This is a genomic window from Trichocoleus sp. FACHB-6, assembly GCF_014695815.1.
Lineage (GTDB): Bacteria > Cyanobacteriota > Cyanobacteriia > Cyanobacteriales > FACHB-T130 > Funiculus > Funiculus sociatus.
The window spans coordinates 1-24935 of record NZ_JACJOY010000092.1 but is presented as its reverse complement, the minus strand read 5'-3'; the positions used below and the strand labels follow the sequence as shown (position 1 = coordinate 24935).

General features: G+C 47.0%; 28 protein-coding genes and 1 tRNA gene. 16 read left to right on the top strand and 13 right to left on the bottom strand.

What is annotated here, in order from left to right; translation table 11 throughout:
• Window positions 1-28 precede the first annotated feature (28 nt).
• Window positions 29-1330: a hypothetical protein gene (locus tag H6F66_RS17720; RefSeq protein WP_190423710.1), complete on the bottom strand. Its 1302-nt coding sequence runs from the start codon at window positions 1328-1330 to the stop codon at window positions 29-31.
• A gap of 161 nt (window positions 1331-1491) precedes the next feature.
• On the opposite strand from H6F66_RS17720, the gene H6F66_RS17715 reads away from it, so the two are divergent.
• Window positions 1492-2061, top strand: a complete 570-nt coding sequence (locus H6F66_RS17715) for a DciA family protein (protein ID WP_190423708.1) — start codon at window positions 1492-1494, stop codon at window positions 2059-2061.
• 553 nt (window positions 2062-2614) lie between these two features.
• On the top strand, window positions 2615-2929 hold the full coding sequence (locus tag H6F66_RS17710) for a hypothetical protein (protein ID WP_190423707.1): 315 nt from the start codon (window positions 2615-2617) through the stop codon (window positions 2927-2929).
• 198 nt (window positions 2930-3127) lie between these two features.
• On the opposite strand, the gene menB is transcribed toward H6F66_RS17710, so the two are convergent.
• Both menB and sds read right to left on the bottom strand, forming a co-directional pair.
• The gene (menB, locus tag H6F66_RS17705; RefSeq protein ID WP_190423705.1) at window positions 3128-3961 is read right to left on the bottom strand and encodes a 1,4-dihydroxy-2-naphthoyl-CoA synthase; all 834 of its coding nucleotides are present in this window, start codon (window positions 3959-3961) and stop codon (window positions 3128-3130) included.
• A gap of 154 nt (window positions 3962-4115) precedes the next feature.
• On the bottom strand, window positions 4116-5087 hold the full coding sequence (gene sds / locus H6F66_RS17700; protein WP_190423703.1) for a solanesyl diphosphate synthase: 972 nt from the start codon (window positions 5085-5087) through the stop codon (window positions 4116-4118).
• Between the two features lie 598 nt (window positions 5088-5685).
• Between sds and H6F66_RS28980 the strand changes: the two genes are divergently transcribed.
• Entirely contained in the window at window positions 5686-5814 is a 129-nt protein-coding gene (locus H6F66_RS28980; protein WP_277873836.1) for a hypothetical protein, read from the top strand.
• 63 nt (window positions 5815-5877) lie between these two features.
• Here the strand turns inward: H6F66_RS28980 and murI are convergent, their stop codons facing one another.
• The 3 genes from murI to H6F66_RS17685 all read right to left on the bottom strand — a co-directional run bounded on the left by murI (window position 5878) and on the right by H6F66_RS17685 (window position 10616).
• Complete coding sequence (gene murI, locus H6F66_RS17695) at window positions 5878-6741, bottom strand: glutamate racemase (protein WP_190423701.1); 864 nt, start codon at window positions 6739-6741, stop codon at window positions 5878-5880.
• Window positions 6742-6792: 51 nt separating this feature from the next.
• Window positions 6793-8712 (bottom strand): N-acetylmuramoyl-L-alanine amidase, encoded by a 1920-nt coding sequence (locus H6F66_RS17690; protein WP_190423699.1) that lies wholly within the window; start codon window positions 8710-8712, stop codon window positions 6793-6795.
• 497 nt (window positions 8713-9209) lie between these two features.
• Window positions 9210-10616 carry a cation:proton antiporter gene (locus H6F66_RS17685; protein WP_199295001.1) on the bottom strand — a complete coding sequence of 469 codons (1407 nt, stop codon included), beginning with the start codon at window positions 10614-10616 and terminating at the stop codon, window positions 9210-9212.
• Window positions 10617-10953: 337 nt separating this feature from the next.
• Between H6F66_RS17685 and H6F66_RS17680 the strand changes: the two genes are divergently transcribed.
• Window positions 10954-11688, top strand: a complete 735-nt coding sequence (locus tag H6F66_RS17680; RefSeq protein WP_190423695.1) for an SIMPL domain-containing protein — start codon at window positions 10954-10956, stop codon at window positions 11686-11688.
• A 73-nt stretch (window positions 11689-11761) separates the two neighbouring features.
• Here the strand turns inward: H6F66_RS17680 and H6F66_RS17675 are convergent, their stop codons facing one another.
• Window positions 11762-12124 (bottom strand): single-stranded DNA-binding protein, encoded by a 363-nt coding sequence (locus H6F66_RS17675; RefSeq protein ID WP_190423693.1) that lies wholly within the window; start codon window positions 12122-12124, stop codon window positions 11762-11764.
• A gap of 299 nt (window positions 12125-12423) precedes the next feature.
• Here H6F66_RS17675 and H6F66_RS17670 point away from each other — a divergent pair, with 299 nt between their 5' ends.
• The 3 genes from H6F66_RS17670 (at window position 12424) to mreD (ending at window position 14976) form a co-directional block, all read left to right on the top strand.
• Complete coding sequence (locus H6F66_RS17670) at window positions 12424-13431, top strand: rod shape-determining protein (RefSeq protein WP_190423691.1); 1008 nt, start codon at window positions 12424-12426, stop codon at window positions 13429-13431.
• 174 nt (window positions 13432-13605) lie between these two features.
• Complete coding sequence (gene mreC / locus H6F66_RS17665) at window positions 13606-14340, top strand: rod shape-determining protein MreC (protein ID WP_190423689.1); 735 nt, start codon at window positions 13606-13608, stop codon at window positions 14338-14340.
• A gap of 90 nt (window positions 14341-14430) precedes the next feature.
• Window positions 14431-14976 (top strand): rod shape-determining protein MreD, encoded by a 546-nt coding sequence (mreD, locus tag H6F66_RS17660; RefSeq protein ID WP_190423687.1) that lies wholly within the window; start codon window positions 14431-14433, stop codon window positions 14974-14976.
• 29 nt (window positions 14977-15005) lie between these two features.
• On the opposite strand, the gene H6F66_RS17655 is transcribed toward mreD, so the two are convergent.
• Window positions 15006-15815: an HAD family hydrolase gene (locus H6F66_RS17655; protein WP_190423686.1), complete on the bottom strand. Its 810-nt coding sequence runs from the start codon at window positions 15813-15815 to the stop codon at window positions 15006-15008.
• A 220-nt stretch (window positions 15816-16035) separates the two neighbouring features.
• Here H6F66_RS17655 and ribD point away from each other — a divergent pair, with 220 nt between their 5' ends.
• Entirely contained in the window at window positions 16036-17169 is a 1134-nt protein-coding gene (ribD, locus tag H6F66_RS17650; protein ID WP_190423684.1) for a bifunctional diaminohydroxyphosphoribosylaminopyrimidine deaminase/5-amino-6-(5-phosphoribosylamino)uracil reductase RibD, read from the top strand.
• A 69-nt stretch (window positions 17170-17238) separates the two neighbouring features.
• Window positions 17239-17850, top strand: a complete 612-nt coding sequence (locus H6F66_RS17645) for a hypothetical protein (RefSeq protein ID WP_190423682.1) — start codon at window positions 17239-17241, stop codon at window positions 17848-17850.
• A 73-nt stretch (window positions 17851-17923) separates the two neighbouring features.
• On the opposite strand, the gene H6F66_RS17640 is transcribed toward H6F66_RS17645, so the two are convergent.
• Window positions 17924-18157 carry a hypothetical protein gene (locus H6F66_RS17640; protein ID WP_190423680.1) on the bottom strand — a complete coding sequence of 78 codons (234 nt, stop codon included), beginning with the start codon at window positions 18155-18157 and terminating at the stop codon, window positions 17924-17926.
• A 464-nt stretch (window positions 18158-18621) separates the two neighbouring features.
• Between H6F66_RS17640 and H6F66_RS17635 the strand changes: the two genes are divergently transcribed.
• Together H6F66_RS17635 and H6F66_RS17630 are read left to right on the top strand one after the other, a co-directional pair.
• Window positions 18622-18837, top strand: coding sequence for a hypothetical protein (locus H6F66_RS17635; protein WP_190423678.1), 216 nt, complete (start codon window positions 18622-18624; stop codon window positions 18835-18837).
• Between the two features lie 159 nt (window positions 18838-18996).
• The gene (locus tag H6F66_RS17630; protein WP_190423676.1) at window positions 18997-19314 is read left to right on the top strand and encodes an RNA-binding protein; all 318 of its coding nucleotides are present in this window, start codon (window positions 18997-18999) and stop codon (window positions 19312-19314) included.
• A gap of 101 nt (window positions 19315-19415) precedes the next feature.
• On the opposite strand, the gene H6F66_RS17625 is transcribed toward H6F66_RS17630, so the two are convergent.
• The 4 genes from H6F66_RS17625 to H6F66_RS17610 form a co-directional block, all read right to left on the bottom strand.
• Window positions 19416-19715, bottom strand: coding sequence for a hypothetical protein (locus H6F66_RS17625; protein ID WP_190423674.1), 300 nt, complete (start codon window positions 19713-19715; stop codon window positions 19416-19418).
• A 129-nt stretch (window positions 19716-19844) separates the two neighbouring features.
• A tRNA-Ala gene (locus H6F66_RS17620) sits at window positions 19845-19917 on the bottom strand.
• A 46-nt stretch (window positions 19918-19963) separates the two neighbouring features.
• Window positions 19964-20665 carry an HAD family phosphatase gene (locus H6F66_RS17615; RefSeq protein WP_190423672.1) on the bottom strand — a complete coding sequence of 234 codons (702 nt, stop codon included), beginning with the start codon at window positions 20663-20665 and terminating at the stop codon, window positions 19964-19966.
• Window positions 20662-21552, bottom strand: a complete 891-nt coding sequence (locus H6F66_RS17610) for a class I SAM-dependent methyltransferase (RefSeq protein WP_190423670.1) — start codon at window positions 21550-21552, stop codon at window positions 20662-20664. Before H6F66_RS17610 ends, H6F66_RS17615 begins: the two co-directional genes overlap by 4 nt.
• Before the next feature lie 241 nt (window positions 21553-21793).
• Between H6F66_RS17610 and H6F66_RS17605 the strand changes: the two genes are divergently transcribed.
• The 5 genes from H6F66_RS17605 to H6F66_RS17590 form a co-directional block, all read left to right on the top strand.
• On the top strand, window positions 21794-22975 hold the full coding sequence (locus H6F66_RS17605; protein WP_190423668.1) for an RtcB family protein: 1182 nt from the start codon (window positions 21794-21796) through the stop codon (window positions 22973-22975).
• 230 nt (window positions 22976-23205) lie between these two features.
• Window positions 23206-23793, top strand: coding sequence for a Uma2 family endonuclease (locus H6F66_RS17600; RefSeq protein WP_190423666.1), 588 nt, complete (start codon window positions 23206-23208; stop codon window positions 23791-23793).
• Between the two features lie 46 nt (window positions 23794-23839).
• Entirely contained in the window at window positions 23840-23965 is a 126-nt protein-coding gene (locus tag H6F66_RS28975) for a hypothetical protein (RefSeq protein ID WP_277873834.1), read from the top strand.
• Window positions 23966-24128: 163 nt separating this feature from the next.
• Window positions 24129-24548, top strand: a complete 420-nt coding sequence (locus tag H6F66_RS17595) for a hypothetical protein (protein ID WP_190423665.1) — start codon at window positions 24129-24131, stop codon at window positions 24546-24548.
• A 232-nt stretch (window positions 24549-24780) separates the two neighbouring features.
• On the top strand, window positions 24781-24935 hold a 155-nt coding region (locus H6F66_RS17590; RefSeq protein WP_190420221.1), incomplete at its 3' end, for an IS1 family transposase.

Sequence of the window (24935 nt, the reverse complement as noted above, 5' to 3'; positions counted from 1 at the left end):
GTCACCTACAAAGCTTGCCACCTCCAGCTTAAGGCTGATAGACCGATGCAGAAATCCCTTGTTTTTGAAGTTCTGTCACCAATGTTTTAGCCTCAGAATCTTTTTTAAAGGCTCCCAGATAAATTTGGGTTCCTTGCGGTGACATATAGGCATCAGGTACAACTTTCCGCGCCTCCTCAAAGGAGGATGGCCCGTTGTATTTAACTACCACATAGTAGAACCCTTCCGGATTCGGTGGGGCAGGTTCCGTTGCCGTTGGGGAAGCGCTTGGTTGTGCCGGGGGAGTTGTGGCAGCAACAGGCGATCGCGCGGGCAATACTGGTAGAGGGGCGGGGGGTTTAACTGGCACTATCGCCCCAGTTCCTGACGGCACGCCAGTAGTAGATTCAATAGCAGGAGGATTGGGTAACGGGGCAATCGGTGGCACCGATACTTGAGGGCTAGGTACTGCCACCTGAGGCGTTCTTGATGATGAACTGGGAGTAGGTTTCAACGTACTCAGCGTGTCCAAATTCAAGTCCTTAAATTCATCCGACGAAAGGTCTGGCCCGTTGGGTTTCCCTGCATCGGTTGCTGGTGAGGCATTAGTTTGGGGAGTCGTTGCTGTCGGACTTTGAGCCACAGTGGGAGTGGATGACTTCCAGAATCGATCTAGCCCCAGAGAACTCAGAGTAGATGGATTTGTCACCACATAGCCCAGCATGGCTGTGGAAAACAGCAAAAGTAACAGGGAACCAACCCCCAAGGGAGTAAGAATATTGTCCAGAAAACTACGTTGTGACCGAGCTGCCGCTTCTTCCTGTGCAAGGCTTCGCAGCAGTTGCTCGGAAGATTCCAGATAGTCATCCGGCTGGATAGTGGTTGCTGCCTGGTCGACAGGTTCCGGCGGTGCTGGCACCTCTGGTGGTGCTGCCTCCGGCGCTCTAGGAATGGGTATTTCTGAGGCGGCGGCTAAGTTAAAAGACGGCACTGCTGCGCTATGTGTCTCTATCGGCTCCTTGTGGGTTTGTTCAACTGCCTTGATTTCCTGTGCTGCCAGTGGTGGTTCGCTTGCTGGCGTTGCTGGGGCGGAATAGGCCTCTTTTGGATCTGGCGATGGATTCCTGCCGCCCGTGGCGTTTACGGAAATCATGTCGATGGGTTTGCGAACCTGGTTGTGACCCATGCCACGAGTTGGCGGCACGCCCCGCCCTGCCCGTTCGCGCCGATATCTGGATAATTCCTCTTCTAGATGCACGTCGAGGCTGCCCAGAGCCGCCTGCAAGGCTGGGTTGATGGACTGGGCTGAAGAGGAGCGACTAGAAGATTCAACCGAATGACCTTGACTCATAGCTGTTGCAACTGACGAATCTTGGAGAGCTGCTTTGCCTATTCATTAGACGCTTTTTTCGGCTTCTAGGCAACCGTAACCGTAATTTGTAGTCTGTCGTTAGTTCGGTACGATCAAACCTGATGGCTGATTATTCTGCCATTTAACTCCGGATTACAACAATGTCTTTTAAATCTCTTAACCATATCTTAGACAGTATCGAAAATCAGGCGGCGTGGCAGGCTCAACAAGAATTTAAGCGTTTGCTCAAGTGTTGGCCTGAGGTGGTGGGGGTGGCGGTAGCAGCCCAGACGCGACCAATTTCGATATCGCGGGGAGTGCTATCGGTTGCAACGAGCGGTGCTGCTTGGGCGCAAACTCTTACTTTTGAGCGTCAGCGGATTTTGCAAAAGTTGAATGCTAAGTTGAGCAGCCAGTTGGTGGATATTCGCTTTTCGACGGCTCAGTGGCAGAACAAATCTGTCTCTAGCCGCTCTCCCTATGCTGAGGAACAATCTGTGACTTGGCAAGAGCATCCCAGTCGGGTTGAGGGGATGTCTTCGGCAGCACTTTCTGGCGAGAAGCCTGAGCTAAAAGAGCCAAAAGCTGCTTTTCAACATTGGGAATCGGTAATGCGGGAGCGATCGCATCTCTCACCTCTGTGTCCCCAGTGTCAGTGTCCCACACCCCCAGGTGAACTTCAGCGCTGGAACGTTTGCGCTCTGTGTGCCGTCCATAAATGGCAACGCTAGTTTTCCACTGCTATGTTTTTTTTGTTTTAAATGTAACTGCTCAGGGTTACTTGAGCAGTTATATTTGTTACTCTTAGGTGCTGCTACCGCTTTATATACCGTCTCTCTTGCATTCCGCCTACTCCCAAAAGTAAGATAATGAGCGCGATCGCGAGCGCACGATTTAACGCCAATGCCTACTTAAACATCTAATTTCTACATCAAGTATGTTTTGGCAGAATTAGTCACTTCAATTAAGCGTTTTTCTGCCCCTGTTTGAAATTAAATTAGGTTTCTTCTTAAACGCATACCCTTAACGTTCATCTTGATCCCCATCAGGTTTGTATTTAAATCAGTATTATTACCTAAATTTTATATTCTGATTGAAGATCCTATTTATTTCTATTTATGTATGTTTATCACAAGAAAATTAAGAAAACATAAAGCCGTTTTTTGCAGCGGGGATCGTAGAACACAGGCAGGATAATAGATTGCTTGATTCGGGGTTCTTTGACCGTTTATAGGGAATTTTAATATAAGACATAGAAGAACAAATTCCCTCAAGAGGATTCCCATGAAGACTGAAAATTCTATGACTTCTGCCTGCCGGTATTGTCAGTATTACAAGCCGGAGGGACGACGTGGTGGTGTTTGTCAGCAACTTGGGGTACCAGTTCGAGCTAGCTGGATAGCGTGTTCATTAGCGCTAAAAGCCTTTGCTCCTTCATGGGAAAGTTTGGAAGGAATTATGCGCTGGCAAGATGAAAATTTGCGGGTGCAGCAAGCAACCTCATCGAAATGTGCGATCGCTTGTTCTCAACAACCAAGCGAGGAGCAAGAGAACGCCTCTACTGACCAACAACCAGCGGATGATGCAGTGCTTGTGTGACTAAACTGCCAATCGCAAGCTATCCCAAGCAGGATATCTTGATAAATATATACGCCATAGAAAATAAATATTACCTCTTCCAAAAGTCGCACTTTTTTAAACAAAAGTGCGACTTTTGATTTCATAGGTTGGAGGTACTGGTGTCAGTTCATGATTCATTGCTCTTGTAGCGCGAACCATGAACTATGCAATACACTATTAGGGCAACCAAGGGTATTTACGGAAATCAGGCGATCGCTTTTCGAGAAACGCCTGCTTCCCCTCGGCTCCTTCCTCGGTCATGTAATAGAGTAAGGTGGCATTACCAGCAAGTTCTTGCAACCCCGCTTGACCATCGCAGTCAGCGTTAAAGGCAGCTTTCAGACAGCGAATCGCAATCGGACTTTTTTCTAAAATTTCGCTAGCCCACTGGATACCTTCCGTCTCCAGATGTTCCACTGGCACAACGCAATTTACTAAACCCATTTCCAACGCCTGCTGTGCGCTGTACTGGCGGCAGAGAAACCAAATTTCTCGCGCTTTTTTTTGTCCGACACACCGGGCGAGGTAGCTGGCACCAAATCCACCATCAAAGCTGCCAACTTTCGGGCCAGTTTGCCCAAAAATAGCATTATCTGCGGCGATAGTAAGGTCGCAAATCAAGTGCAAAACGTGTCCCCCGCCAATAGCGTAACCAGCTACAAGGGCGATTACAACTTTGGGCATCGAACGGATCAGGCGTTGCAAATCGAGGACGTTGAGGCGCGGGATGCCATCATCATCCACATATCCAGCTTGACCCCGCACGCTTTGATCGCCACCAGCACAAAAAGCGTATTTGCCATCTGTATGAGGGCCAGCCCCGGTAAATAGAACTACGCCGATGCTGGTATCTTCACGGGCATCGCAGAAAGCATCGTAAAGTTCAAAAACAGTTTTGGGGCGAAAGGCGTTGCGCTTGTGGGGGCGATTAATCGTAATTTTGGCGATGCCGTCTGTTTTGTGATATAGGATATCTTCGTAAGTTTTGGCGGTTTGCCAGTTAGGTTGCATAGAGGAATTAGTAACTGGTTGTACTGGTTGTACTGAGGACTAAGGAGTATGAATATGAGTTAGGAATTAATAATTCTTCACTCCTAGAAAGAGGGGCTAACCCTTATCTCTACCTCACTCTTATAGTTCCCAGTACAACCACTACAATCAGCCCTTAGTAAAGGCGACTCAACACGTATTCAGCCATGTCAATCAGGGCTTGATGGCATTCTGAGGTGGGTAAAGAAGCTAATTGTTGGACGGCGAGTTGGGCATGATGTGAGGCTAATTCGCGCGATCGCTCAATGCCCTTCCCTTCCATTATCAGCGCGATCGCTTCTTCTAAATCCCCATCCTGGGTAAACTCTCGCTCGATTAGCACCTCTAAGTAAGGTTTTTCTTCTAAAGCAAACAATACGGGTGCGGTGAGATTACCACTTTTTAAGTCAGACCCGGCTGGTTTGCCCAACGCTTCTGTCGAGCCTGTGAAGTCAAATATATCATCTACGATCTGGAAAGCCAACCCAAGGTGACGTCCATAGCAATACAAATTATCCGCCACTTCCGGCGACACATCGCTCAAGCAACCAGCAGCCTTGGCACTGTTGGCAATTAACGAGGCAGTTTTATAGTAACTTTTCTCCAGATAAGCCTCAATCGACAAACTCGTGTCAAACCGATTCAGCCCTTGCTGAATTTCTCCTTCTGCCATATCCATAATCACTTCTGAGAGTAGTTTGACCACTTCCAGGTTATCTAGATTTGCCAAGTACCAAGAAGATTGGGCAAATAAGAAATCCCCCGCTAATACAGCTATTCGGTTGCCAAACCGACTGTGAACCGTAGCCACACCCCGTCGTATTTCCGATTCATCTACTACGTCGTCATGTACCAGGCTTGCGGTGTGAATCATCTCTGTAATTTCCGCTAACCTTCGGTGACGTGGCGTGATGTCTTGATCTAGCATCGTAGCCCGTGATATCAGTAGGACAATTGCGGGTCTGACGCGCTTTCCTCCCGCCCCGAATAGATGTTCTGCCGCCGCATAGAGGATGGGATGACGCGCACCAACCAATTTTTTCAAGTTCTCCGTGAGAACACTTAGGTCAGCTTCAACAGGGGCAAAGAGGGTAGTGACTGAGGTCATGGATTAGCCATTCAGGCGTTAGTTACGAAATTTTACATTCTTGTCATTTATTTTAAGCTAATGATCCCCTACAGGGAAGGTTTTATTGGTTAGAAGATGCTGACCAAGGCTTTTTCTAAAATTGTATCGATTTGTAAAGTATATAAAAAAAACGACTTTAACCACTGAGGATCTTGTGTTACTCTAGTATGTAAGGATTTGAATAACTTCATAGACTTACTGAGTAGGAAAATTACAGGTCACGCTTTTGGTGTGTCTGTGATGAGTAGTTATGACGGTTTTTGGTAGGCAGTAGCATTTCTGGCTTCCTGCATAATCTCACAGTGCATTAGCGCTGGGGATAACAGCCGTCAGAAAAATAAAAGACTTGCGAGTAGCTTTCTTTATAGGGAGCTTTGCTAGGTGAAGTACCGTTGAAAGTCCTATATTTTCAAACGCACTTCTAGGGTCTGGCATTAATCAATCAAAAATTTTAGGGATCGGAAACGACTACCCAAAATTTTCATAGGCAGCAATAAGCTCAAGCATAGCGTGAGCCAAGTTTGCTATTCAAAAGTTTGTTATAAAAATTCACCATTCTTTAGTTGTTAGCGACATTATGACGTATAATGATATGCCTTTGATTATTCCCGTTCTAGCTACTGGTTATTTGTTAACAGTGTATCTGCTGTTGATTTTGGCGCAGCGGACTGTTAAGGGTGCAGGAAGAACGAAATCTGCGCCCTAGCGATCGCACTTACGGACAACAAGCTTGTTGTTAGCAGCCTAAATTCGACTGCTAACAGCAAGCTTAGGGTAATTGTCGGTGTAGCATTGCTGGTAAATAAACTTTTTCAACCTCTGGAGTGCAGCCGAGCCACTGTACGGACAGTTTGGCAAACTGTTCGGGACAGCCGCTAACCGCAAATCGAGTTGCCAAAGGAGGGCGAACATTTCTCAATCCCAATAAATCAAGCTCTTGTGCAGCAGCGGAAACTACGTGAACTGCTGGATCGCAAAGGTTAACCGACCTGGGCAGAATTGTCCTAAGAATCGGTGCCAAGTGAGGATAGTGGGTGCAGCCGTAAACCAGCGTGTCGATCCGATATTGTAGCAAAGGTGCTAGGTACTCCCGCGCTACCTCCAAAGTATAGGGGTCATAAATGCGGTTTTGCTCAATGAGCGGCACAAACTCTGGGCAACCGACTTGCCAGACAGAGACAGTAGCATCAACTTCTAAAATAGCGCGGCGATAGGCATTACTGGCAGCCGTGGCTGGGGTAGCAATCACACCAATCCGTTTACCCAGGCCAACAGCAGCACGCGCTCCAGGCAAGATGACCCCTAAAATTGGTAGGTCGAACTCAGACCGCACTGCCTCCAGCGCCAGAGCGGAACTGGTGTTGCAAGCCATAATCGCCATTTTGACACCCTGATCTACCATCCAGATCAGAATTTCGCGCACAAACTGCAAAATTTCAGATTGAGAGCGGGTACCGTAAGGCAGTCGAGCCGTATCGCCAAAATAAAGAATCGACTCATTAGGCAGATGTCGGTAGAGTTCTCTCAATACAGTCAAACCACCGACACCGCTATCAAAAACGCCTATTCTGCTTCTTTGTAATATTTCATTGCTTTTTTGTCCATTTATGTGTACTTCTTGTTTGCTGTTCATTTTCAATCGATCACTCCCCACTCACCACGAACCAAGGCTCTTAACCGAGGCTTAAAGATTTTGTTGAATGTACTGTAGAATACCGCGAGCGATCGCTTGTGCCATCTGACTCTGGTAATCAGGTGAGCCAAGTTTCGCCGCCTCTTGTCGGTTAGTAACAAAACCAACTTCCACTAACACAGATGGCATAGAACTCTTTCTCAGTACATAAAATCTCGCCTGCCTCACCCCTCTATCTTTAGCATCAGTAGCCTGCAAAATGCTGTTGTGAATGCTTCGAGCTAAACGCCCGCCGCTAGAGTAATAGTAAGTCTCTACCCCTTGCACATCTGGACGACCACCGATTGAATTAGCGTGGATACTGACAAACAAATCGGCGTTTGCCCGTTCAGCCATTGTCACACGCGGTTGCAGGTCAACGAAATAGTCATCCTTTCGCGTCATCACCACCTGAACACCCTGCCGCTCTAGCAACGCCTCCACCTGCCGTGCGATCGGCAAAATGACATCCACCTCCTTGAGTCCGCCAACGCCGATAGCTCCGGGATCTTTGCCTCCGTGTCCGGCGTCTACCACCACCACCAATCGTCCGTTACGAGGGCGGGGTGAAAACTCTGGGGGATTATTAGTTTCCGGTGCCGGGACGGGAATTGTATCAGGACGGGGAAGCACTGAGCTAAAGCGACCGCGTTGCAGTTGTAGTGCTAATAGCTGGTCAGTCAGCTGATTGAGTTCACCAATCTGCACCCCATCTCCCGGTTGCACCAGAATTACCACAGTACGAGGGTCTTGCTGTACAAGACGCACCCGCCGCACCATAGTCTTAGCATCTAGAGTGGGCCCTTTGACTCTTTCAGCCAAAGTCGCAGAAGGAATAGTAATTCGGTAGGCCCCAGCTGAGCCATCCCATTTTCCAGTAAACTTTACAGACCGATCTGCTCTGATGAATAATTGAGTTCCGGAGAGTTCAACCGATTGAATCGTTGCCACCTCACCGTCACGGCGCGTTGTTGGCGTTGTTGGCACCGTTCGAGTTGGGGGATTGAAAGGGGAAGGCTGATTGCCAGCCAAAGTGGGGCTTTCAATGCTTCCGGCAGTAGTTCCCTGCGGTAGTAGCACAATACCGCCAAAACCGCTGACACTTGCCTGCCAGTCGGGACTTTCCTTGGTCACGTTCATCGTCACGCGGACGACTGAAGGTGAAGTATCTACCTGAGATAAGAGAATGCGACTGACACCATAACGATTCACCCGCGACTCTGGCGATGAGAGACTACGGGATATGGTAGCGCCTTGGATGTCAAAGGTAATATTGCGGCGATCGCTACTTCGCTTTACCTTAATAATTGAAGGGCGATCGCCATTTGTCCGCAGGAAAAACCCATCATTCGTCACCTGTATATCTTCAATTTCAGCAACCGATCCACCTGGGCTGGCGGCTGCTTGACTGGTTAAAGATCGATTGAATCCAGAGGACGGCGACAAATTTCCCAAAGTTGGCTTACTGGGAGAAGTTGGCCGTATCGAGGAGAACGAAGGATTTACCAGTGTTGGTCTAGCAGAAGAATTTGGTAATTGTGAAACTCGTTGAGGTTTTGGTAATTGTACCGACCACTGACTGGGGGAAGCTCCCTGAAAGACTACTTGCTCCGGATCAAGCGTGTAACCAGGGTCTAATTCAATCACCAGGCGAGTAACATTACCTTCAAACTGTCCCACCCGTAAACTGCGTAACGCCCCCGCCAACTGCTGCGTTACCGTTGGGCGTCCGAAAGTTGTACCAGGCAAATCGATTACCAGACGTGAAGGATTAGCCAAAAGCTGCGCTTTCGGCTGCACTCCATCGTCAGTCCTAAAATCCAGCCGGTTTTGATTAGTATCAAAACGCCACGAAACCAGTTTTGCCGCAAAAGCGGGAGATGTAACCAGAAAAAGGCTCAAACAACTGGGTAATAGCCAGTAAAGTCTCACTATCGTTTCTCCAAAAGAAAGGTAAAGACCGAGTTAAAGCGGTCTGTACGCTCTAGTCCTATTTCGGGTGCGATCAAGTCGCATCCGGGGCATGGCGTAGCCAAGTTAATGATTTTAGACTGGGTTGAACGATACCACGACTGTGGCAGCAATGCAGAACATTAAGCAGGAATGGCTGATTTTACTTGCCATCTTTGGAGATGCCCTATCGAACTGGATTCATGTGTCGTAAATTTTTGCCCCTGGTGTTTGGCAATTAAGTGTCCTTATGCTGCCCATCGCTACATCGGTTACTCAAAATTCCCTCTAGCGAGAAAACTTTTGAATTCATTGAGTCACGCCCCAAGGACGTTGAGACAGTGACTTAAGTTTCTCTAAAAGCCTTTATTTGTTAGTTGTTAGTTGTCTGTGGGTAACAGTTACAGGAAATTGGGAATTAAGAATTGGGAATTGAGAAAAGTCTTACCTAGTCCCCAGCCCCCAGTCCCCACCCCCACTTAATCACTCTCCTTAACCGGAACTGCGGGAGCCTCTTGAAACACAAACCTTAATAACGGGGGTGCTAAGAAGGTTGTCAAGATGACCATCATAATAATCGCGGCTTCTGTGGCTTCAGACAAAGCACCACTGGCGGAACCAACACCAGCAAAGACTAATCCTACTTCGCCTCTAGGAATCATTCCGACACCGATCGCTAATCGATTAATCTGGGGTTGACCAAATACTGCAAGACCAGTAACAACCTTTCCGGCAATTGCCACTACGATAAGGAAAATGGCAATTATCAAACCCTCCCGGTTACTAGGAACAGCTGGGTTGAGTACGCCTAAATCTGTTTTGGCTCCTACCGTGACGAAGAAAATCGGCACAAACATATCGGCAATGGGACACACTTGCCTTTCCAACTCTTTACGCTTATCCGTTTCGTCTAAGACTAAGCCAGCGGCAAAAGCTCCGAGTATGGCTTCTAAATGGATAGCGGCGGCAAGATAAGCCATAATAAAGGCGAAGATGAATGCTGGTATCACCAAGCTACCGCGTGTCTTGAGTTTCTCGGCAATCATCATAAAAGATTTGTTGAAGACTTTGCCAAGCAGAATCGCACCGAGCAAGAAAGCACTGGCGCTGATAATCAGATAGAAAACGTTACTTACGTCCACTTTGCCAGTTTTGGCAAGACTTGCCACCACCGCCAGGACGATGATACCAATTACGTCGTCTATGACGGCAGCGCCAAGAATAATCTGACCTTCTTTGGAATTAAGACGCCCTAGTTCTGATAGAACTTTGGAGGTAATACCAATACTGGTTGCAGTCAAAGCTGCACCTGCAAAAATCGCTGGTACTGCTGGAATGCCAAACAAGATCATCAGTCCCGCAGTGCCTGCGGCAAATGGCACTGCTACCCCGACTACTGCTACGAGTAACGCCTGGATACCGACATCCATCAGTTCCCTGAAGTTGGATTCCAGACCAATTTCAAATAGCAAAATGATCACACCCAGTTCTGCCAGAACGGACACGACTTCGCTTTGGGTTTGAAACACGCCTACCCCTGCGTCGGGACTTAACCCCCCAGTGGATTGAAGGAAAGACATAATTACAGAACTGGAACTGTCTGCGCCGCTTTCTGGAAATACCAACAGATGCAGTGCGGAGACACCCACTACCACGCCTCCGACGAGTTCGCCTAAGACGGGTGGTAAGCCGATGTTGTTAGATAATTCTCCCCCGATTTTGCTGGCAAGGTAAATTACGACTAAACTCAGCAGTACCCCCCCTAGGACGAGTGGGGCGTTTTCTGCTTCTGGTGTTGCTGTTGCCAGCACGGGAATAGTTTTGTTCCAAAGTGGAAACGAGAATGGGGTGATAAAATTCACCCAGGCAGTTGAAACTATCTCCATTGGGTCTGCATAATTCATTCTTCTCACTTTACAAGCTTCTTTACAAATCCCTGCCTCGATTCGGCAATGGAAGGGGAGTGAACTAGGCTACAAGATGATTGCTCTCTAGGGTGTGCGATCGCTTTTAGCGATTCCTTACTCAGCCTAATTGGTTGGATTTGAGCTTGGTTTTTATTATTGAGTATAAATACTTGTTTTACCGACTAGTGCGATCGCCTTAAAAGTATCTTTAGTTCAGTTGCCAAAACTGTAACTGTTTACACTTTCTGGCTGCTGTAGTGGCACAGTGAGAACATTCAAACTGCATTACAAGCGGTTATGTCTGTGAGGAGAATCTATGAATCTAACTTTTGCGTCTAGTTTTTGGAAGCAGGCTGGGCTGATATCGTTAGTATTGAGTGTGCTTAGCTTGAGTATTGCTACAAGAGCTGTTGCCCAAGAAAAAATGCTGCGAACCCTGACTGTTAGCGGGCGAGGTGTCGAAAATATTCCCACAACTTTGACGCAGGTGCGGCTAGGGGTGGAAGTTCAGGGGAAAGTTGCGGCGGATGTCCAGCAGGAAGCTGCCCGACGCTCAGCTGCTGTGGTGGAGTTGCTAAAATCTCGCAATGTGGAGAAATTAGAAACTACTGGCATTAGCCTCAATCCGATTTACAGCTACGAGAACAATGTCCAGCGTCTAACGGGGTATAGTGCTACCAATATTGTCAGCTTTCGGATTGATACTCAAAAAGCCGGAACCCTTCTGGATGAGGCGGTTAAAGCAGGGGCAACCCGGATTGATGGTATAAGTTTTGTAGCTGATGATAGCGCGATCGCGTCTGCTCAAAAACAAGCTCTACGCGAAGCTACCCAAGATGCCCAAGCCCAGGCTGATGCTGTTTTGAGTTCCTTAAATCTCACTCGTAGGGAAATCGTTAATATTCAAGTCAATGGCGCTGTTGTACCGCCGCCACGGCCAATCCCTATAGCTGATATGGCTATGCGGTCTGAGAGTCTAGCAAAAACTACTCCCGTAATTGGCGGTGAGCAAGAGGTAGAGGCATCAGTTACCCTGCAAATTAGTTATTAATCTAGGGATAAAGCATTAAAAATTCAAAATTTAAAAGGGAAATTCTTCTTTTTAAATTTTGAATTTTTAATTTTTAGAACTCGCTATCGTTATAGCTGCCCGCACTAGCATCAGTGTCTTGCTTAGAACCCAATAGATCCAGGTGATCCACCTTAATGACGGGTGTAGAACGGGTAGCTCCTGAGTTGCGATCGCTCCAAGTATCAAACTTTAACGAGCCTTGCACCCCAATCAAGCTGCCCTTACGGACAAAGTTTTCAGCTACTTCCGCCGTTTTACCCCAAAGTTCTAAATTGAACCAATCCGGCTGGTCGTTATTGCGCGATCGCCTTCTTACTGCCAGCGTCAGCTTACACTTAATGCTCCCTGACTCGAAATACTTAACATCCGGATCTCCACCTACACGCCCTACCAGGGTTACAACATTTAGAGTCATAAGAATTTTTTAGTACATTTGTACTTATGTATGGTCAATTATACTTTAGCGAACTGAAATCTTAGTCTCAAATTAACTTTATCCTGATTTACTCTTGGACGATTAGAATCATGCTTGGAAATCAGTTTGAGGCAAATTTACATAAAGAATTCTTCTTCGTGACTAGACTCAGGATAGAAAACGTAATAGAATCCACCTCGGTTCCATTTCCGTTAAGATTCCGTCACACACAACAGCATTTCATTTTGGGGGCGTAGAAACGAGTGGGTCTTTTCAGTCGCTTTTCCTTATCCCGGGACATGGGTATCGACTTGGGTACTGCTAATACCCTGGTCTATGTATCCGGCAAAGGGATTGTTCTCCAAGAACCCTCTGTGGTTGCTATGGATATGGACACTAAAACCCCGCTGGCCGTGGGGGAAGATGCGAAAAAAATGTTGGGAAGAACTCCCGGCAATGTGGTGGCCTTGCGGCCCCTTCGCGATGGTGTCATTGCCGACTTCGACACTGCCGAGCTAATGCTTAAGCATTTTATCCGGCGGGTTCATGAAGGCAGAGCATTAGTCTCTCCTCGGATTGTAATCGGTATTCCTTCAGGTGTCACTGGCGTAGAACGCCGAGCCGTTATGGAGGCAGCATCTCAGGCTGGTGCCAGAGATGTTTACCTGATTGATGAGCCTGTTGCTGCGGCTATTGGCGCTGGACTACCAGTGGCAGAGCCTACGGGTAACATGATCATTGATATTGGTGGCGGCACAACTGAAGTTGCCGTGCTTTCTTTACAAGGAACGGTTTTAAGTGAGTCGGTGCGCGTGGCTGGTGATGAGCTTTCGGAAGCTATCATGCAGTACATGAAAAAAGTCCACAACCTGGTAATCGGGGAACGTACCTCTGAAGAAATCAAAATTCAGATTGGTTCTGCCTACCCCACCAGTTTTGATGAAGAGGCAATCATGGAGGTGAGGGGTTTACACCTGCTGTCTGGCTTGCCCCGAACTGTTACTATCAAGGGGCCGGAAATTCGCGAAAGTATGTCTGAACCGCTTTCAGTGATTGTGGATGCGGTGAAGCGAACCTTAGAGCGAACTCCTCCGGAACTAGCAGCCGACATTATCGACAGAGGTATCATGCTGGCTGGTGGCGGTGCTTTGTTGAAGGGGCTGGATACGCTAATCAGCCACGAAACGGGCATTGTTACTCACGTAGCGGCAGATCCGCTGTCGTGCGTGGTGCTGGGGACAGGTAGAGTGTTAGAGAACTTCAAACAATTGGAGCGGGTCTTTAGTGGGCGATCGCGCAGTATGTAGCAGTCAGCGGTCAGTGGTCAGTAGTCAGGCAAAAGTTGGAATGTTGGAATGTTGAAAAGTTGTCAGGCGACAACTTTTCAACCTTCAAACTTTCAAACGCCAATGAACGACGGACAACGAATAACAGACAACGAATAACAGACAACGAATAACAGACAAAAAGCTGATAGCTAAATGTATACACTGCGTCGCTGGTGGGTTCGGCACGGCATACAAGTTATGGTGGCGGGGGCAGCTATTGGGAGTGCCTGGTTAATCCGGCAAACCCAAGGGGCAGCCATGTTTGAGGTTTACCAGTTGCTTACCCGTCCCTTTCAAACTGAAGCCCCGCCACAAGAGCTTAGAGAGAATGCCCGCGTACAAGAATTGCAGGATCGCCTGACCGAACTGCAAAACCAAAATCAGAAGTTACAAGAGCTTCTAGGTTATGTACAACAAAGGAAACAGAAGGCGATAACCGCGCCAATAGTCGGGCGTACCCCGGACAATTGGTGGCAACAGGTCACTTTGGGGCGTGGCACTGAAGATGGCATCCAAAAAGACTTTATTGTTATGGGTACAGGTGGCTTGATAGGCCGCGTCGTGGAAGTGACATCCCATACCAGCCGCGTCTTGCTGATCAGCGACCCTAGCAGTCGCGTGGGTGCAGTGGTTAGCCGCAGCCGCGTTATGGGTTATATTCGGGGATACGGCTCTAATCGAGTGGTGATGCAGTTTTTTGACAAAGTGCCGGATGTCCGGCGGGGCGATGTTGTAGCAACATCCTCTGTCAGTAAACTGTTCCCTCCAGGCTTGCCACTGGGTCGCGTCGAGTCTGTAAACTTGGAAAAAACCCCGGCTCCTGAAGCAATTATTAAGGTGACAGCGCCGATTAGTTATTTGGAGTGGGTGATAATATATCCCAATTAAATTTGTTTACTTATTGGCTAATAGTTAATGGCTCTGAACAATTAGCTAATCAGAATTTACTAATAACTAATGATTAATAACTAATGGCTAATGATTAAGGTTTCTAATTTGTCACCTTGGGCACGTCAAATTGTCAACTGGGCAGTAACCGTTGGTTCTGTGGTGCTGTGCTTGCTAATCTTGCCGACTCGCCTACCTGGAATGGAGTTATTAGGAATTGCCCCCAATTGGTTGTTGATTTGGGTGGTGGCTTGGAGTGTGAAGCGAACAGCTGTTCAAGGTGCTGTAGCGGGTTTGGTGTTGGGACTGATCCAAGATGGAATGACCTCACCCGAACCCAGTCATGCTTTGAGTCTGGCCGTAGTAGGAATTTTAACGGCTCGGATTCAAAAGCAGCGGTATATTGAAGAAGATTTTATTTCTGTGGCGTTAATTGTGTTCGCGATGGCAGTTGTGGCTGAGACGGTGAGCGCAATTCAGTTCTCTATCGGGAGCGATCGCACTCTGGCAGCAATTTGGACTTATCACCAGCGCATCGCCCTCTCTAGCGCCATTCTCAGCAGCCTCTGGGCCCCAGTAGTTTACTATCCGTTGAATCGTTGGTGGCAGCAGATGAATTTGTTGCAGCAATCTTGAAAAGTTGCTAAGTGCTAATTGTTGAACAATTAGCACTTAGGCATTAGTCTAGGACTATTGACTTCTAGCAGGTAATGTGCAACTGAAAGTAAGTCACTATGAATGCAAGTTGGCTGAAACTGCTGTAATCTTTGGCGAGAGCGAATGCCGCAAGTGAGAGCTATTGTGGGAATTGCGACTGCTTGTCCTGCCAAGATGTCGGCTTCGGTATCGCCTACCATCCAAGCTAATGAGCTTTCCCTGTTCGGGTGAGAGTGTTGGGATATAGCTTTTTCTAAAAGTTGCGTTTTCACGTGGGCGTAGTTTACATAGGCAGCATCATCGTCTTCGGTTCCATAGATGCCACTAAACAGCCGCGCCAAACCGTAATTCTGCAAGATTTGGGTGACTTGGGATGAAGAGCGCAACGTCACTAATACCAGCTTAAAGCCCTGAGAATGTAGCAACGGCAGCGCCCAATTTACTCCAGGCTGCATCTTGTCTTTTTGTAACAGGGCTGGTTGATTCACAATGTTTACCACGCACTGCAAAAATATATCTATCTGCTCTCCAGCTAAGCCAGAGCGCATGGCAATTTCCACATCTGGGACGCGCTCTTGCTTCATTTGCCAGAACTGCTGTAACTTGAGCATTGTAATCGGCAGGATTTCATCCTGAGCTTGGTACAGCTCTTGAGTTTCAGCTAACGCTAACTGATAAGTTGTGTAGTAGCGCCTGGAAACATCTACGATAGGACCGTCAAAGTCGCAAAACACCGTCAGTTGTGGGCAATACGGGGAAGTGGCTTGACGTTGGTAACACTGGGGTGGTTGCGAAACTGAGGGGGCTGTGCCTTTCATAAGACGTTACAGATATCAACTTTTAGACACGTTTATTTACCTTAACAGGTGTAACATAAGTTTTTAGAGGATTTAGAAGAGAATTTATATTAGACATTTTTATAGAAATAACAAGCGATCGCTTGCGGCCTAGAAACAGCCTCCAGCATATCCCATCGCGATCTTATGCTGGCTTGCCCCTTAATTAATTAAACTCAGGTGTAGCCAGGACAGCAAACTCATGGATAAATTTCCCAAAGACGCCCAACAAGAGTCGCTTGTAACCCTCAATGATAGCGCCATGATGCAGCGGTGCATAGAACTAGCCCTAAGCGCCAGAGGACGAACGGCTCCCAATCCCCTAGTAGGTTCTGTAATTGTCAAAGATGGGCAGATTGTGGGCGAAGGGTTTCATCCGGGGGCAGGTCATCCCCACGCAGAAGTATTTGCGTTGAGGGAGGCTGGCGATCGCGCGAAAGGAGCCACAATTTATGTCAATCTGGAACCTTGCAATCACTACGGACGGACGCCTCCCTGTTCGGAAGCGTTGGTTGCAGCTGGTTTGAGTAAGGTGGTGGTGGGTATGGTTGACCCCGATCCGCGGGTGTCAGGGGGAGGTATTGAGCGATTACGACAGGCGGGGATAGAAGTAGCTGTAGGAGTGGAGGAGGAAGCCTGCAAGCAGCTCAATGAGGCTTTTATCCATCGCATTCTTTACCGCCGTCCGTTTGGCATTTTGAAATACGCGATGACTCTGGACGGCAAGATTGCCACTACTACGGGACACAGCGCCTGGATCACGGGCATTGATGCGCGGAATGAGGTGCATCGTACTCTTCGGGGGTCTTGCGATGCTGTGATTGTCGGTGGCAATACTGTCCGTCGGGATAATCCCCACTTAACCAGCCATCAAACTGAGACTCGCAATCCTTTAAGGGTAGTGATGAGCCAATCTCTGGATTTACCCGCAGAGGCTCATGTGTGGGAGACAGTGGTGGCTCCTACTTTAGTGTTAACAGAGCAAGGAGCTAGTCCGGATTTCCAACAGCTGCTGCTGAAAAAGGGTGTAACCGTGGTGGAGCTAACTGGGCTGACACCGACAAAGGCAATGGCATATTTATATGAGCAGGGATTACTTTCGGTGCTGTGGGAATGCGGTGGTACTTTAGCCGCACGAGCGATCGCCGAAGGAGCAGTGCAAAAAATTTTCGCTTTCATTGCTCCCAAAATTGTCGGTGGTAAGGCGGCTCCCTCTCCGGTGGGGGATTTGGGGTTGGCAACTATGACCGAGGCTCTGACCTTAGAGCGCGTCCGTTGGCGCACAGTTGGCTCAGATTGCTTGGTGGAAGGTTATTTACCGTTAGTCAATGGCTAGTGGCTAATAGCTAATAGCTTATTGTCAATTGCCATTAGCTATTAGCTAGGAACCATTAGCTATAGAAATATGCTCGAAGTTATTTTTGGCAGCCTGTTGGTTGGAAGTTTGGGAATGGATGCAGTGATGCTGAGCGGATGGATGCGCTGGCAGCAGGTGGTTACACGTCAGCAAGATGAGGAGGAGGAAGAAACTTTGACTCGTTATGAATCTAAACAAGACTCCGCACCAGCAGAGTTGCTCTCTTCTAACGGCGGTTCTGGGGGAGCATCCAAAGAACCGCGGATGATGGGCTGGGAATTTAAAATTGTGCGCGCCTCGTCTGATTTGTTTCGCAATTCAGCTATTTTTCAAAAGCTGTGTGAAGAAGAGGCGCAATCTGGCTGGATTTTGTTAGAAAAACTTGACGATCGGCGGGTGCGGTTTAAGCGAGCGATCGCTATGCGGGACATTATTCCATCGGAATCGCTTTCTTATGACCCTTACCGTAGCCATTATGGGACTAGGTTAAGGCGGCGTACTGGGGTTTACGCGATCGCAGCTGTTATTGCTATGTCTTTACCCGCTTATTTGGGCTATGTTTTGGTGTCGCGGACGCTTGATAATTCCTCTCGGACTATCTCACCCCCAGATTCTCCCCCGGAGAAACTGTCCTTCCCAACACGCCCTCCGGCTCCATAAAAGCATTCGAGACGCGATGAACATCGCGTCTCTTTTTCTAATGCCGAAGAATTCTTTTTTCCATCAGAGCCTTCTAGTGGGTTTCTTGCCATACAGACTGACGCTCTTGAGCCAGATCCCGAATCAGGGATAGCTTAGAGTGCAGATAGTCGCTCATTATGTTGGCTTCATCAGAATTGAGCGATCGCTGTTGTTTTATCTGCTTGAGTAGCCACTGTACCAAGTTGGCATCGTCTAATTTCAACAGCATATTGGCCTGAGTGGTCTCAATTACAGTCCAAAGCTGACGTAGCATTGTGGGAGTCATACAGTCTCCTTTTGGCGGATACTTGTGCTTGGCGGTGGAATCGCTGGTAACTGGTTTTATTTGTACGGTGAGCGGAGCTGGTGACAGCTCCCTGCCTCTACTTAATTATTCCTTTAGTTTTCCACGATAACTTATCTGGTAATAGCAAAAATGCGATCGCACAAGTTGAAACAATAGTTACAAAATACTTAACAAAGTGAATAATAACTTGACAAAGATGGAGGGTAGGGGGTTTCGCTTTCTCAGTTTTCTCGCCGTTTCATTATCTCCTCTACCCCAGGCAAGGGAACTTTGGCTGTACAAATCTGTAATAACTGTCGCTTAAATATGATTTCTGACCATACTATATATTATTATACCAATAAATATATAACGCTATAAATTAGGCTAGCAAAAGGTTTCATCTGTTTTAAATCAGTTTTTGGCATTTAGGGGGTTGTAAGTCAACTGCCCCACTCTCTTTCTTGTTGAGGCTTGTAACTAACCTCGGCTTTATCCCTTTCGGAGCCAGTTGTGACACGCGATCGCCCAACTCCCAACACGATTGGGTATATGGATTTGCCACAGTTAAAATCCTGAAATCGTGTACTGGCGAGGATTTACCAATCTTGAATAGTATCAGGCGATCGCTTTGTTCCACTTCATCATCCCAACTGTTGCGTTTTGTAACGTTTTTCTAGCTCTCCCCCCCATAGCTCCATATCGTGCTAGTATCGTAAGTGAGAATAAGTTCGGTAGCAGCGTTTGTTTTTAGAATTGACAGGCATTTTCCTTTTAGTTTTGACAGGCTTGTCTCCGAAATCTAAATCTCTACAAAGCTTTGATTTTGGAGAAAATCTATGTCAATTTATGTAGGCAATCTTTCCTACGAAGTCACACAAGAAGACCTCAGTGGTGTTTTTGCAGAATACGGTAGTGTCAAGCGGGTTCAGCTACCTACTGACCGCGAAACAGGTCGCATGCGCGGCTTTGCTTTTGTGGAAATGAGTACGGATGCTGAAGAAACCGCAGCCATTGAAGCCCTTGATGGGGCTGAATGGATGGGCCGCGATCTGAAAGTTAATAAAGCCAAGCCCCGCGAAGACCGAGGTTCATCCTTTGGTGGTGGTGGCGGCGGCGGTGGTCGGAGAAACAGCAATTTCTCTAACCGCTATTAAGCTTTAAGACTAAACTCTTTTAGCCATAATAGATAGCCCCACTCCACTTTTAAAGTGGAGTGGGGCTATCTATGTATAGGTTATGCCAATCTAAGAAACGACTACATCCCAGCCCAAGGGATAACACTATCCGTCACTTTGTCACTGGCGATGGCTGGGCGAACATTCTCATACACATCAGGATACTTTGCTTGTAGCTGTTCTTCTCTAAGATTGGCATTAAGCACAGTACCATCCTTTGTGCTAACTGAGTATAGCAACCCGTTTGAATCTGAAGTGACGGTAATGGTGCGATCGCGCATAACCAGGCGAGTTATAGTGGGATGCTCTTGGGCGCGGGTTGCCGTAGCGAACAGGCTGAACCCTAGTAGCAGGAGAGTAGCGACTGACACTTGAGCCATAATGTATCCTCCAATAACATTGGCTCAATGTTAGCGCTAATTACTTCGGACACAGTAGCGCCCTTATCAACTACTCTGCTGATGTAAATTCAAAACTTACGACATTTAATTTGCGAATTTACAGGGAAATGGAGAATAGCGGATTTGAACCGCTGACCTCTGCGGTGCGATCGCAGCGCTCTACCAACTGAGCTAATTCCCCTAATCTAAACTTAATTTTTTGCCTTACCTATTCTAGCACTTTACTTTTAACCTGCGGTTGCCTGCGGTGTCGTGCGGGAAAATACTTGTTGCACCCGCTCCACTTCTAAGTCGGTAAAATAATCTACAGCCCAGTTAGTCCAACGCTGGAGCATATGAAACGGGTAAGTATGGGCTACCCCCACCACTTGCACACCCGCTGATCTCGCTGCTTGAATTCCGGTTGGGGTATCTTCAATCGCCAGACAATTAGAAGCTTTAAGGTTGAGGCGTTCTATCGCCAAGAGATACCCATCAGGTTCTGGCTTACTGGTGGTGGTGTCATCCGCAGCAATAATAACCGAAAAATGCTCAAGTAACCCGGTGCGATTTAACACCAATTCTACTTCAGCACGGAGGGCATCGCTGACAATAGCTAGTTTCACCTCATGCAGCCGCAGCTTTTGAATAAAGTCCTCTAAACCGGGATAAATTGGCAGTTCTTCCAACTTATCCAACGCCTGCTGGTAGGCTTGCGTCTTGCGGTTCACCAATTGGGTTAAATAGCCGTCCCTGACTTCTCTGCCGCGATTTGTGAGGATCTGTTTTAGGCAGAAGCGATCGCTTCTGCCTAAACAAAATTGCCGATACTCCCCTGGTTTTGAGCGCAGATTTTCCGAAATTAGAATTTCATCAATCAGATCCCGGTGAATTGCCTCATCCTTAATAATTACACCGTTAAAATCAAACAGAACTGCCTTCAAAGTCATGCCAATGTGCCATAAGCCGGGATACCCAAGCCCGCCAAATCTTCATTATCAGCTATGTCAGCGATCGCTGTACGGCGGGAATTCTTAACTGCGATAGGTTTAACACCTTTAGTTAATTGGTGTATCGCCCACACATCCTGAGTTTGCACAGCTTCAAATCCTGCCGATCCCATCCAAGCATCAACGCTATCGGCGGCGTAAGCTCTAATATAAGGCTCCTCAAAAATTTCGCTCAACCAATCAACTTGGCGAATAGTTTTCTGATTCCCATCCAGTATTAAAACCTCTCCTCCAGCCCTCAGCAAGCGGAAACTTTCCCGTAGAATGGTACGCGATATCTCTGGCGGTGTCTCGTGAAACAACAGAGAAGCTGTTACCAAGTCAAAAGACGCATCGGGAAACCCCGTAGCTTCCGCACTGCCATGCAAAAATTGAATATTAGCCTCAGCGTTTCTGGCTTTGTATTCAGACATTACCAGCATATAAGGCGATAAGTCTAAACCAATAACTTCCGCTTCCGGGAAAGCCTTTTTTAACATCAGAGTTGTGGAACCTGTACCGCAACCTAAATCCAGTATCCGTCGCGGTTGCCCAGAAATTGCATCAACCAAGCTTTGACGTATCCAGGCTTCGTTAGGCGGCAAAACATACTGGGTAATGGGATCGTAGGAAACTGCCGCACCAGGGGTAAGATAACCGCCCTCTATGCCGTGGAAGTTTTGACTACTGTAGTAAGAAGGATATTCTAAATTAGGATTGCGGAAGCGATCGCTTTCCTTTTGCCAATCAACGCTTTCATAAAAACGCCGTAACCCCTTCTCATCAATGAACATCCGAATCACAGGTGCTAAGAAGCGCTCATAGATTGAGTTCTTGCCAACCGCCATAGGATTTCATCCGGGTAATGTGAGTACCAGAGGAGCATACCTCCTCTTTACGAATCTTAATGTAACTTATACCTCAGAACCTCTGCCTGCGGGTTGTCTCTAGGGATGACAAAACTGTATTTTTTATGTATTATAAATGTAATATACGAATTTTGCCACAGCTATCCCATCTGAGTCTGCTTTATTGACGGGAAGTAACCTTGCGGCAATACGGATCTTTGTTTATAGTTGGCACACGTTTATGCCCTACGAAAAGTTAGAAATTTCGACTCCAAAGCCAGTGCTATCTTGGGCAAATCATGCCCTTGGTTCTGATGAAACCAAGATGGCAAGAAATGTCGCATCCCTACCATTTGTCTTCAAGCACGTAGCGCTAATGCCAGATGTTCACCTTGGCAAAGGTGCCTTGGTGGGTTCTGTAGTGGCTACTAAAGAAGCAATTATGCCCGCTGCTGTGGGCGTGGATATTGGTTGCGGAATGATGGCAATTAAAACGCCATTTACCGCCGAACAATTGGAGGGGAAGCTAAAGCAAATTCGTCTGGATTTAGAAGCAGCGATTCCTGTTGGTTTCAATGAAAACAAAAATGTTGAAAAAGTAGTTTTAAACTGGCAGGGTTGGCGAGATTTCAAGGAACTACATTCAGGTGTACAACGCCTAGAAAGTAAAGCCATGAAACAGATGGGTTCTCTCGGTGGAGGGAATCATTTTATTGAAGTTTGCCTGGATACCGAGAACTCTGTTTGGTTAATGTTGCACTCTGGTTCGCGCAACATCGGCAATATGCTGGCACAAAACCATATTGGCACGGCTAAAGAACTAGCGAAACTAGCAGGCGATCGCTTACCCGATCCAGACTTAGCTTACTTTGTCGCTGGTACGCCAGAATTTGCCACCTACTGGCACGATTTACAGTGGGCGCAAGACTACGCCCGTTTCAACCGTGACGTGATGATGGCGCGTTTTAAGCGGATTGTGGAAAAGCATCTCGCTGGTGGTAAGCAGACTAAACCTCTGCTGTCAGTGAACTGTCACCACAACTACGCCGAAAAAGAAGTGCATTTTGGCGAAGATGTGTATGTGACTCGTAAAGGTGCCGTGCGGGCGCGTGAAGAAGATTATGGCATTATTCCTGGTTCAATGGGGGCAAAATCCTTCATTGTTAAGGGTAAAGGTAATGCTGAAAGTTACTGTTCTTGTAGTCACGGTGCTGGACGTTTAATGTCTCGAAATAAGGCAAAGAATGTCTACACGTTGGATGATTTGATTCAGCAAACGAATGGTGTAGAGTGCCGCAAGGATGAGGGCGTTTTAGATGAAATCCCTGGCGCTTATAAACCGATTGAGCAAGTCATGGCTAATCAAGCGGATCTTGTCGAAGTTGTGGCAACGCTAAAGCAGGTTGTCTGTATTAAGGGTTGATTTATGTAAGGTGGGCATCGCCCACCTTTTTTATTTTTTAACGCAAAGGTACGCAAAGGTTAACGCAGCGGTACGCAGAGTTTAATGAAGTTAAAAGGTAGTTTAATAATTTTCACAAATTAATAAAAATGATGTTTTTTATTAATCTATTTTAAAATATAATTTGAGGAAGATTGAATTAGGGCTTCTCGCTTCATTAACAAAACTTTTATGAGGAAGTTATAGAAACTATGATTGCTATTCGACAACTTAACCAGATGACTCCCCAAGAGTATCTGGAATGGGAACCCACTCAAGAAATCCGCTACGACTACATTGATGGGGAAGTCTTTGCCATGACTGGGGGGACGAAGCCCCACAACCGAATCGCTGGCAATATCTACACGGCTCTAGATAGTCATTTACAAGAGAGAGGCTGCGAAGTCTATATTGCAGATGTTAAGGTGCAAGCCTCTGAGAATGGCCCCTATCATTACCCTGATGTGGTGGTGACTTGTGACCCTAGAGATCGAAACTCTAATCAGTTTGTTCAGTATCCTTGCCTAATTGTAGAAGTGCTTTCGCCTTCCACAGAAGCTTTTGATCGGGGTGGTAAATTTGCTCGATATCGTCAGATGGAAACTTTACAGGAGTACGTGCTGATTCAGTCAGAACAGATAGGGGTGGAGTGCTTCCGGCGCAATGAGGAGGGTTTGTGGGTGCTTTATCCCTACGAGTCAGGAGATACATTCACTCTCTCTAGTGTGGGACTTTCTCTAAGCGTAGATGCTGTATATCGACAAGTTAGATTTGAATCTACGGAGACAGAGGCATCTTGAAGTATATGCTTTTTGCGCGATCGCATTCTGACACGAGCGATCGCTTATGGTACTTTTCATCTATAAAAGGCTGTGGGAGTTTCCCCAGAAACTAGACACCGCCGGAAGTAGCGATCGCTATCTGTTAGACTTTTCCACAATTCCCCGAAATACTCGCCGTCGCAGCGCGTGAGGTGAATAATGGTATCTACAGCAGCGCGATCGCAAATGTTGGTGAAGATCCTCCACAGACTGCAAGATTAACTCACGGGTAGATCCCCGTCCAAGTAGCTCACTCACAAGGTACTGGTTTTAATCAGATAGTCGCTCTAGTAGCCGGGAAGCTCTTTCGGTTCGTGGGAGCCACTGAAGAGCAATTTTCTGCCAACCCAGAGAGCGTTGTGGGTGATGCGGCTCCCTGCCCATCCACCAGCAACGGCACGAAATTTGCTCCTACTCTGTGGGGCAGGTACTTCAGAATTTTGGGTCGCAATAGTTATAATGCTTCTACAGATAACCCTTCACCAAAGGATAAGCTCACTCAAGTAGACAGTATCATGAAATGTAGTTTCATATCTTTGTATCAAGAAGCAGTGTGCCAGCAGAAAGAGCATTCTGACTCAATCAACATACTGCTCGGTACTCAGACGAGAACTGATTCACAAGAGCAGACTGATCAAGATCCTCGGAACCTGGGTACACAGACTGCTACAAATACACGAGAAAATCTTGACTCTGGTACCTCTTACTACACCCAGTTTTCTATAATCCCCTGATGTCTGAGTTAAATGATTGTAGTTCTCTCAAATTCACTAGATGTAACGGCAGATTATGTCTGTTCTAGATTGGAGCAGGATCAATTTGATTATGTCAGGTTAGATACTGATCATCTGACTGAGAAAACGGAATTACTTTACAAGTTTCAGGAGTTACGCAGTTGGGTAGTCCTGCATAGTAATGACAATTGGTTATAATTTTAACTATTCAATAAAACTTGATTTTTAGCTTATGCAATGCCCCAAGTGCGACTCTCAATACGTTGTAAAAAACGGTCATACTCACACGGGCCAACAAAATTTTAAATGTCGAAATTGTGGCCGACAATTTGTAATGAATCCCAAGCATCAACCTATTTCTAAATCAACCCGCGAGTTGATAGATCG